Source organism: Xenophilus sp., assembly GCF_044462705.1.
GTDB lineage: Bacteria > Pseudomonadota > Gammaproteobacteria > Burkholderiales > Burkholderiaceae_C > Xenophilus > Xenophilus azovorans.
Genome location: NZ_JBIQNC010000220.1, coordinates 1 through 7,452, shown reverse-complemented (window position 1 = coordinate 7,452; position 7,452 = coordinate 1). Strand labels below are relative to the sequence as shown.

6 protein-coding genes and 1 tRNA gene are annotated in these 7,452 nt (G+C 72.0%); all 7 read left to right on the top strand.

Translation table 11 applies throughout. From position 1 onward, the window contains the following. Positions 1-784: molybdopterin dinucleotide binding domain-containing protein (locus ACIY1X_RS22725; RefSeq protein WP_399685001.1), on the top strand; the 784-nt coding region annotated here is incomplete at its 5' end. A gap of 4 nt (positions 785-788) precedes the next feature. Continuing rightward, complete coding sequence (fdxH, locus tag ACIY1X_RS22720) at positions 789-1,745, top strand: formate dehydrogenase subunit beta (protein ID WP_038210867.1); 957 nt, start codon at positions 789-791, stop codon at positions 1,743-1,745. Further along, positions 1,742-2,455, top strand: coding sequence for a formate dehydrogenase subunit gamma (locus tag ACIY1X_RS22715; protein ID WP_399684997.1), 714 nt, complete (start codon positions 1,742-1,744; stop codon positions 2,453-2,455). The genes fdxH and ACIY1X_RS22715 overlap by 4 nt, the downstream gene beginning before the upstream one ends. 117 nt (positions 2,456-2,572) lie before the next feature. Continuing rightward, positions 2,573-3,529, top strand: coding sequence for a formate dehydrogenase accessory protein FdhE (gene fdhE, locus ACIY1X_RS22710; RefSeq protein WP_399684995.1), 957 nt, complete (start codon positions 2,573-2,575; stop codon positions 3,527-3,529). A gap of 126 nt (positions 3,530-3,655) precedes the next feature. Further along, positions 3,656-5,086 (top strand): L-seryl-tRNA(Sec) selenium transferase, encoded by a 1,431-nt coding sequence (gene selA / locus ACIY1X_RS22705; RefSeq protein WP_399684992.1) that lies wholly within the window; start codon positions 3,656-3,658, stop codon positions 5,084-5,086. After that, positions 5,083-7,302 (top strand): selenocysteine-specific translation elongation factor, encoded by a 2,220-nt coding sequence (gene selB / locus ACIY1X_RS22700; protein WP_399684989.1) that lies wholly within the window; start codon positions 5,083-5,085, stop codon positions 7,300-7,302. The genes selA and selB overlap by 4 nt, the downstream gene beginning before the upstream one ends. 54 nt (positions 7,303-7,356) lie before the next feature. After that, positions 7,357-7,452: transfer RNA gene (locus tag ACIY1X_RS22695), tRNA-Sec, on the top strand.

Here is a 7,452-nt window from a genome sequence, read left to right as displayed (position 1 = left end):
CGGCATCGGCAACACGCTGAACTGGGCCTGGGCCTGGCCGGCCAACCGGCGCGTGATGTACAACCGCGCCTCCTGCGACCCCTCGGGCAAGCCCTGGAACCCCGAGCGCGAGCTGATCCGCTGGAACGGCAGCGCCTGGGCCGGTCCGGACGTGCCCGACATGGGCCTGACCCTGGCGCCCGAGACCGGCGCCGGGCCGTTCATCATGAACCCCGAGGGCGTGGCGCGCTTCTTCGCCCGCAAGGGTCTGAACGAAGGCCCCTTCCCCACGCACTACGAACCCTTCGACACGCCGGTGGGCTACAACCCCATGTACCCGAAGAACGCCAAGGCGACCAGCTCGCCCGCGGCGCGCGTGTTCAAGCCGATCTGGGACACCTTCGGCAAGGCCGAGGAATTCCCGCACGTGGGCATCACCTACCGGCTGACGGAGCACTTCCACTACTGGACCAAGCACGCGCTGCTCAACGCCATCACGCAGCCCGAGCAGTTCGTCGAGATCGGCGAGGCGCTGGCGCAGAGCCTGGGCATCCGGGCCGGTGACCAGGTCAAGGTCAGCTCCAAGCGCGGCTACATCAAGGCTGCGGCGGTGGTCACCAAGCGCATCAAGCCGATGACCATCGAGGGCAAGACGGTGCACCACGTCGGCATCCCGCTGCACTGGGGCTTCAAGGGCGTGACCAAGCCGGGCTTCCTGGCCAACACGCTGACCCCCTTCGTGGGCGACGGCAACACCAACACGCCCGAGTTCAAGACCTTCCTGGTCAAGGTGGAAAAGGTGTAGCGCCATGTCGATGCAATCCCTGGACATCAAGCGCCGTTCGGCCACCACCACGCCCGCGCCCAGCCAGCGCAGCGCCTATGCGGGCGAGGTCGCCAAGCTCATCGACGTCTCCAAGTGCATCGGCTGCAAGGCCTGCCAGACGGCGTGCATGGAGTGGAACGACCTGCGCGACGAGGTAGGCACCACCACCGGCGTGTACGACAACCCGACTGACCTCACCGAGAACTCCTGGACCGTCATGCGGTTCACCGAGTACGAGAACGAGGAAAGCGGCAACCTGGAGTGGCTGATCCGCAAGGACGGCTGCATGCACTGCGAGGACCCGGGTTGCCTGAAGGCCTGCCCCTCGCCCGGCGCCATCGTGCAGTACGCCAACGGCATCGTCGACTTCCACGAGGAAGCCTGCATCGGCTGCGGCTATTGCATCACCGGCTGCCCCTTCAACGTGCCGCGCATCTCCAAGAAGGACAAGAAGGCCTACAAGTGCACCCTGTGCTCCGACCGCGTCGCGGTCGGCCAGGAGCCTGCCTGCGTCAAGACCTGCCCGACCGGCGCCATCGTGTTCGGCACCAAGGAGAACATGAAGGAGCATGCGGCCGAGCGCATCGCCGACCTGAAAGAGCGCGGCTTCAAGGACGCGGGCCTGTACGACCCGGCGGGCGTCGGCGGCACGCACGTCATGTACGTGCTGCACCATGCCGACAAGCCCTCGCTGTACAGCGGCCTGCCCGAGGCGCCGACGATCAGCCCGATGGTCGGCCTGTGGAAGGGCGTGACCAAGCCGCTGGCGCTGGCCGGCATCGCGCTCACCGCGCTGGCCGGCTTCTTCCACTACACCCGCGTCGGCCCCAACGAGGTGAGCGAGGAAGAAGAGATCGACGCCGAGGCCAACGCCCTGGCCCGGCGCGACGATGCGGGCGTGCCGCCCGAGGCGCAGCGCGAACAGGAGGTGCGGTCATGAGCAGCAGCAAGGCCAGGCGTCCGACGCACGCCGACTTCGTGCTCGACAACCAGGGCCGCCCGGCCATCGAGCGCTACACGCCCAACGAGCGCAGCAACCACTGGATCACCGCCATCTGCTTCGTGCTGCTGGCGCTGTCGGGGCTGGCGCTGTTCCACCCGGCGCTGTACTGGCTGACGGCGCTGTTCGGCGGCGGGCCGTGGACGCGCATCCTGCACCCCTTCATCGGCGTGGTGATGTTCGTCTCGTTCCTCGTGCTGGTGATCCGCTTCTGGCATCACAACTTCCTCGACGCGAACGACCGGCAGTGGCTGCGGCAGACCGGCGACGTGGTGAACAACCGCGAGGAGCGCCTGCCGCCGGTGGGCCGCTACAACGCGGGGCAGAAGCTGCTGTTCTGGGTGCTGGTGGTCAGCATGCTGTGCCTGCTGCTCACGGGGCTGGTGATCTGGCGCGCGTACTTCAGCCACCTGTTCCCGATCGGCATCGTCCGGCTGGCCTCGCTGCTGCACGCCTTCTTCGGCTTCGTGATCGTCTGCGCCATCATCGTCCACATCTACGCGGCCATCTGGGTCAAGGGCTCCATCAAGGCCATGACCCGCGGCACGGTGAGCTACGCCTGGGCCCGGCGCCATCACCGGGGCTGGTACGGCGAGGTGGTCGAGCGCGAAAGCGCGCTGGCACGCGACCGCGCGGCGCCCAGGGGATGAGGCTTCTTCCCATGCCGATCTATCGGGGGCTGGCATAGACTTGCCGCAGCCCACCTGCATCCAGAGCGCCGGGTCCGTCCCGGCGCTTCTCTTTGGCCCCTCAGCTTTCCTCGCACCGTGCAACGCATCCTCCAGCCCGGCGACATCGAAGCCCTCGACCGCGTGAGCTTCCCGCGCGTGCGCCTGCCGCGGCCGGCGCTGCTGTTCCAGGAGCGCGCCGCGCGCCTGCGGCAACTGGCCGAAGGCCATCCCATCGCCGACTACCTGCGCTTCGCCGCGCGGCTGGTCGAGGCGCAGCAGCGGCTGGCGGCCGAGGCGCCCGCCGCCGAGGCCCTGCCGGCCGACGCCGTGCAGCGCGCCAGCGCCAACGGCATGCCGCTCATGCCGGCCTCCGACGCGCTGCCCGCCGGCTGGCGCGCCACCCTGCGCGCGCTGGTCGCCGACGTGCAGGCCGACCCCGCCGTGCCCGCAGTGCTGCGCCCGGTGCTCGACCGCCTGGCCGCGCATGACGACGAGGCGCTCGACGCCCTGGCCCGCCAGGCGCTGGCCGACAACCTCGGCCGCGAGGACATCGCTGCCGCGCCGCTGGTCATGGCCGCGCTGCAGGTCGTCTTCGCCGCCCGCGCCGCGGCGCAGGACGAGCGCAGCATGCCCTACACCGAGCCCGCCACCGTCTGCCCCGTGTGCGGCAGCGCGCCGGTGGCCAGCGTGCTGCGCATCGGCGGCGAGGCCGGCGGCCACCGCTACCTGCACTGCGGCCTGTGCGCCACCGAATGGCACATGGTGCGCGTCAAGTGCAGCCACTGCGAATCGACGCAGGGCGTGCGCTACCAGGGCGTGGAGGAGGCCGAGGCCGGCGACGCCGCGAAGGTGAAGGACCAGGTCGTTCTGGCCGAGACCTGCACGCAGTGCCACACCTACCGCAAGATCGTCAACCAGGAGCAGGACCCTTACGCCGAGCCCCTGGCCGACGACCTGGCCAGCCTCACGCTCGACCTGCTGATGGGCGAGACCGCGTTCTCGCGGGCCAGCGGCAACCCGCTGCTGGCGATCGAGAAGCCGCTGGCGGTGTGATGCGGCGCGCCATCGAGCTGCGCTTGTCCCGGACCGTTCGGGCTGAGCCTGTCGAAGCCCTGCGCAGCGCTTCGACAAGCTCAGCGTGAACGGGGTGTGTTCAGTTTCAGCAGGAACATCCGAAGCATGTCCGCCGTTCCCCACGCCCTTCGCCTGCCCTCGGTCGACCGCGCGCTCGCCGCGCCGGCCATGCAGGCGCTGGCGGAGCGCTACGGCCAGGGCGCGCTGACGGACGCCCTGCGCGCCGAGTTCGACGCCCTGCGCCCGCAGGCCCTGGCCGGCCAGCTCGCTGCCGAGGCCATCGCCGACGACACCCTCGCCGCCGCCTGCGAACGCCGCCTGGCCGCGCGCTTCGCGCCGCGCCTGGTGGCCGTGTTCAACCTCACCGGCACCGTGCTGCACACCAACCTGGGCCGCGCGCTGCTGCCCGACGAGGCCGTGCAGTCGGTGATGTGCGCGCTCACCGCGCCGGCCAACCTGGAGTTCGACCTCGCCACAGGCGGCCGCGGCGACCGCGACGACCTCGTCGACGGCCTGCTGCGCGAGCTGACCGGCGCCGAGGCCGCCACCGTCGTCAACAACAACGCCGCCGCCGTGCTGCTCACGCTCAACGCGCTGGCGGCGCGCAAGGAGGTGATCGTCTCGCGCGGCGAGCTGGTCGAGATCGGCGGCGCCTTCCGCATCCCCGACATCATGTCGCGCGCCGGCGCGAAGCTGGTCGAGGTCGGCACCACCAACCGCACCCACGCCAAGGACTATGCCGAAGCCGTCACGGCGCGCACCGCGCTGCTGATGAAGGTGCATACCAGCAACTACGCCGTGAGCGGCTTCACCAAGACGGTGAGCGAGGCGGAGGTGGCCGCCATCGCCCACGCGCGCGGCCTACCGCTGGCGGTCGACCTGGGCAGCGGCACGCTCGTCGACATGGCGCAATGGGGCCTGCCGCACGAGCCCACCGTGCGCGCCGTGGTGGCCGCCGGCGCCGACCTCGTCACCTTCAGCGGCGACAAGCTGCTCGGCGGCCCGCAGGCGGGCCTGATCGTCGGCCGCAAGGACCTGATCGCGAAGATCAAGAAGAACCCGCTCAAGCGCGCCCTGCGCGTGGGCAAGCTCACCCTGGCCGCGCTGGAGCCCGTGTTGCGCCTCTACCTCGCGCCCGAGCACCTGGCCGAGCGGTTGACCACGCTGCGCCTCTTCACCCGCCCGCGCGCGCAGATGCAGGCCCAGGCCGAGCGCCTGCAGCCCGCCGTGCAGCAGGCGCTGGGCGTGGACTTCGAGGCGAGCGTTGCCCCGATGTCCAGCCAGATCGGCAGCGGCGCGCTGCCCGTGGAGACGCTGCCCAGCGCCGGCCTGCGCATCGCGCCGCGCGAGGCCAAGCGCGCCGGCCGCCGGCTTGCCCGGCTCGAGGCCGCGCTGCGCGGCCTGCCGCGCCCGGTGATCGGCCGCATCGCCGACCAGTCGCTGTGGCTGGACCTGCGCTGCCTGGAGGCGCACGACGAAGCCGCCTTCACCGCGCAACTGCCTGCGCTGCAGGCCGCGCTCGCCGCCCGGCCATGATCATCGGCACGGCCGGCCACATCGACCACGGCAAGACCACGCTGGTGCGCGCGCTCACCGGCGTGGACACCGACCGCCTGAAGGAAGAGAAGGCGCGCGGCATCTCCATCGAGCTGGGCTACGCCTACATTCCCGTGCCGTCCGAAGGCGGGCAGGGCGGCGGGGCAGCCACTGCCAACGTGCTGGGTTTCATCGACGTGCCCGGCCACGAGAAGTTCGTCCACACCATGGCCGCCGGCGCCTCGGGCATCGACCATGCGCTGCTGGTGGTGGCCGCCGACGACGGCGTGATGCCACAAACCCGCGAGCATTTGGCCATCGCCCTGCTGTTCGGCATCACCCAGGGCACCGTGGCGCTGACCAAGTGCGACCGCGTCGATGCCGAACGCATCGCCGCCGTACGCGCAGAGGTCGCCGCGCTGCTGGCCGGCACGCCGCTGCGCGACGCGCCTGTCTTCGAGACCGCCATCGCGCCCGAGGTCGACGCCGCCGGCCTCGGCATCGACGCCCTGCGCGAGCACCTGTTCGCCCAAGCCCGCGCTTGGGAAGAAGAGGCGGCCGAGCGGCGCCGCGGCGGCGGCCTGTTCCGCCTCGCCGTCGACCGCGTCTTCACCCTGCCGGGGCGCGGCACTGTCGTCACCGGCACCGTCTTCGACGGCCACGTGCTGGCGGGCCACACGCTCACCCACTCGGCCACCGGGCGCGGCGTGCGCATCCGCAGCCTGCACGCGCAGAACCGCGCCGCCGAAGTGGGCCGCGCCGGCCAGCGCGTCGCGCTCAACCTGGCCGGCATCGACAAGCACGAGATCGCCCGCGGCGACTGGATCGCCGATGCCCGCGTGCTGCAACCCACGCAGCGCATCGACGTGCGCCTGCGCCTGCTGCCCGGTGCCCCGCCGCTCGGCTCGTGGGCACCGCTGCACGTGCACCTGGGCGCCGCGCACCGGCAGGCACACGCCGTGCCGCTGCAGGCCGACACGATGGCGCCCGACACCGAGGCGCGCGTGCAGCTCGTCTTCGACGCGCCCGTGTTCGTCGTGCCCGGCGACCGCTTCATCGTGCGCAACGCGCAGGGCACGCGCACCGTGGGCGGCGGCGTCGTGCTCGACCCGCTGGCGCCCGAGCGCCGGCGCCGCAGCGCCGAGCGCATGCAGTGGCTCGACGCCCTCGACACCCTGGTCGCCACCGGCGACGCGCGCCCGCTGCTGGCCGCCGCGCCGGCCGGCCTCACGCGCAGCGCGCTGGCGCGCCTGCTGGGCCGTCTGCCTGCGCCCGGCTGGGCGGGCGACGACGCGCCCTCGTTCCCCATCGGCCAGCCCGGCCCGCTCGCCGGGTCGATGCTCGGCGCCCCCGGCGCCGGCGGCGATGCCGACGAACTGTGGCTGGCCCCCGCCGCCTGGGCGGCCGTGCGCGAGCGCATCACCGACGCCCTGCAACGCCACCACGCCCGCGCCCCCGACGAGCCCGGCCTGAACAGCGCCCGCCTGCAACGCATGGCCTTCCCCGCGCAAAGCGGCGCCCAGGCCAGCTTCGCGCGCCTGCCCGCCCAGGGCTGGCAGGCCTGGATCGAGCGCCTGCTGGCCGAACGCGACGCCGAGGGCCGCCCCGTGCTGGAACGCACCGGCCACTGGCTGCACCTGCCCGGCCACCGCGTCAGCCTGAGCGACACCGAGCAGGCCCTGGCCGACCGCCTGCACCCCCTGCTGCTGGCCGGCGGCAACGACCCGCCCTGGGTGCGCGACCTGGCGCGCGAGACCGGTGTGCGCGAAGACGCCGTGCGCGAGCTGCTGCGCAAGCAGGCGCGGCTGGGCGTGCTGTACCAGGTGGTGAAGGACCTGTTCTACCCGGCCGAGCGCATGGCCGAGCTGGCGCAGACCTTTGTGGCGCTGAGTGTGGCCGACACGCCGGATGCCGCCGCAGCCATCGCCAAGGCTTCGTCGGCCTCCGACGCCACCGCCCCATCGGCCTCCGACACCCCCCACCCGTTCGGGCTGAGCCTGTCGAAGCCGGGCACCGCCGTTTCCCCCAAAGGCCTCCCCCCTAGCGCCGTCGAAGCCCGCGCCTTCCGCGACGCCGTGCACCTCGGCCGCAAGCGCGCCATCCAGATCCTCGAGTTCTTCGACCGCATCGGCTACACCCGCCGCGTGGGCGACGCGCATCTGCTGCGCCCGAACACGCGCTGGACGAAAGAGGAGGGCCCCGTCACCGGCCCCTAGAATCCCCGCGCCTTTGCACAGGCGCGCAGAACATCTTCTCGTTGTTCTTCAAAAGGAAGGCAAACGCACCCGGTGGTGCGCCCGGGCTTCAAACCCGGTAGGGGGCGCCAGCCGCTTCCTGGTCGGTTCGACTCCGGCTGCTTTCCGCCA

Excerpts from the sequence above, each read along its gene's own strand:
- selA (WP_399684992.1), top strand. The coding sequence starts at position 3,656 with ATGTCCGCCGTTCCCCACGCCCTTCGCCTGCCCTCGGTCGACCGCGCG.
- fdxH (WP_038210867.1), top strand. The coding sequence starts at position 789 with ATGTCGATGCAATCCCTGGACATCAAGCGCCGTTCGGCCACCACCACG.
- ACIY1X_RS22715 (WP_399684997.1), top strand. The coding sequence starts at position 1,742 with ATGAGCAGCAGCAAGGCCAGGCGTCCGACGCACGCCGACTTCGTGCTC.
- selB (WP_399684989.1), top strand. The coding sequence starts at position 5,083 with ATGATCATCGGCACGGCCGGCCACATCGACCACGGCAAGACCACGCTG.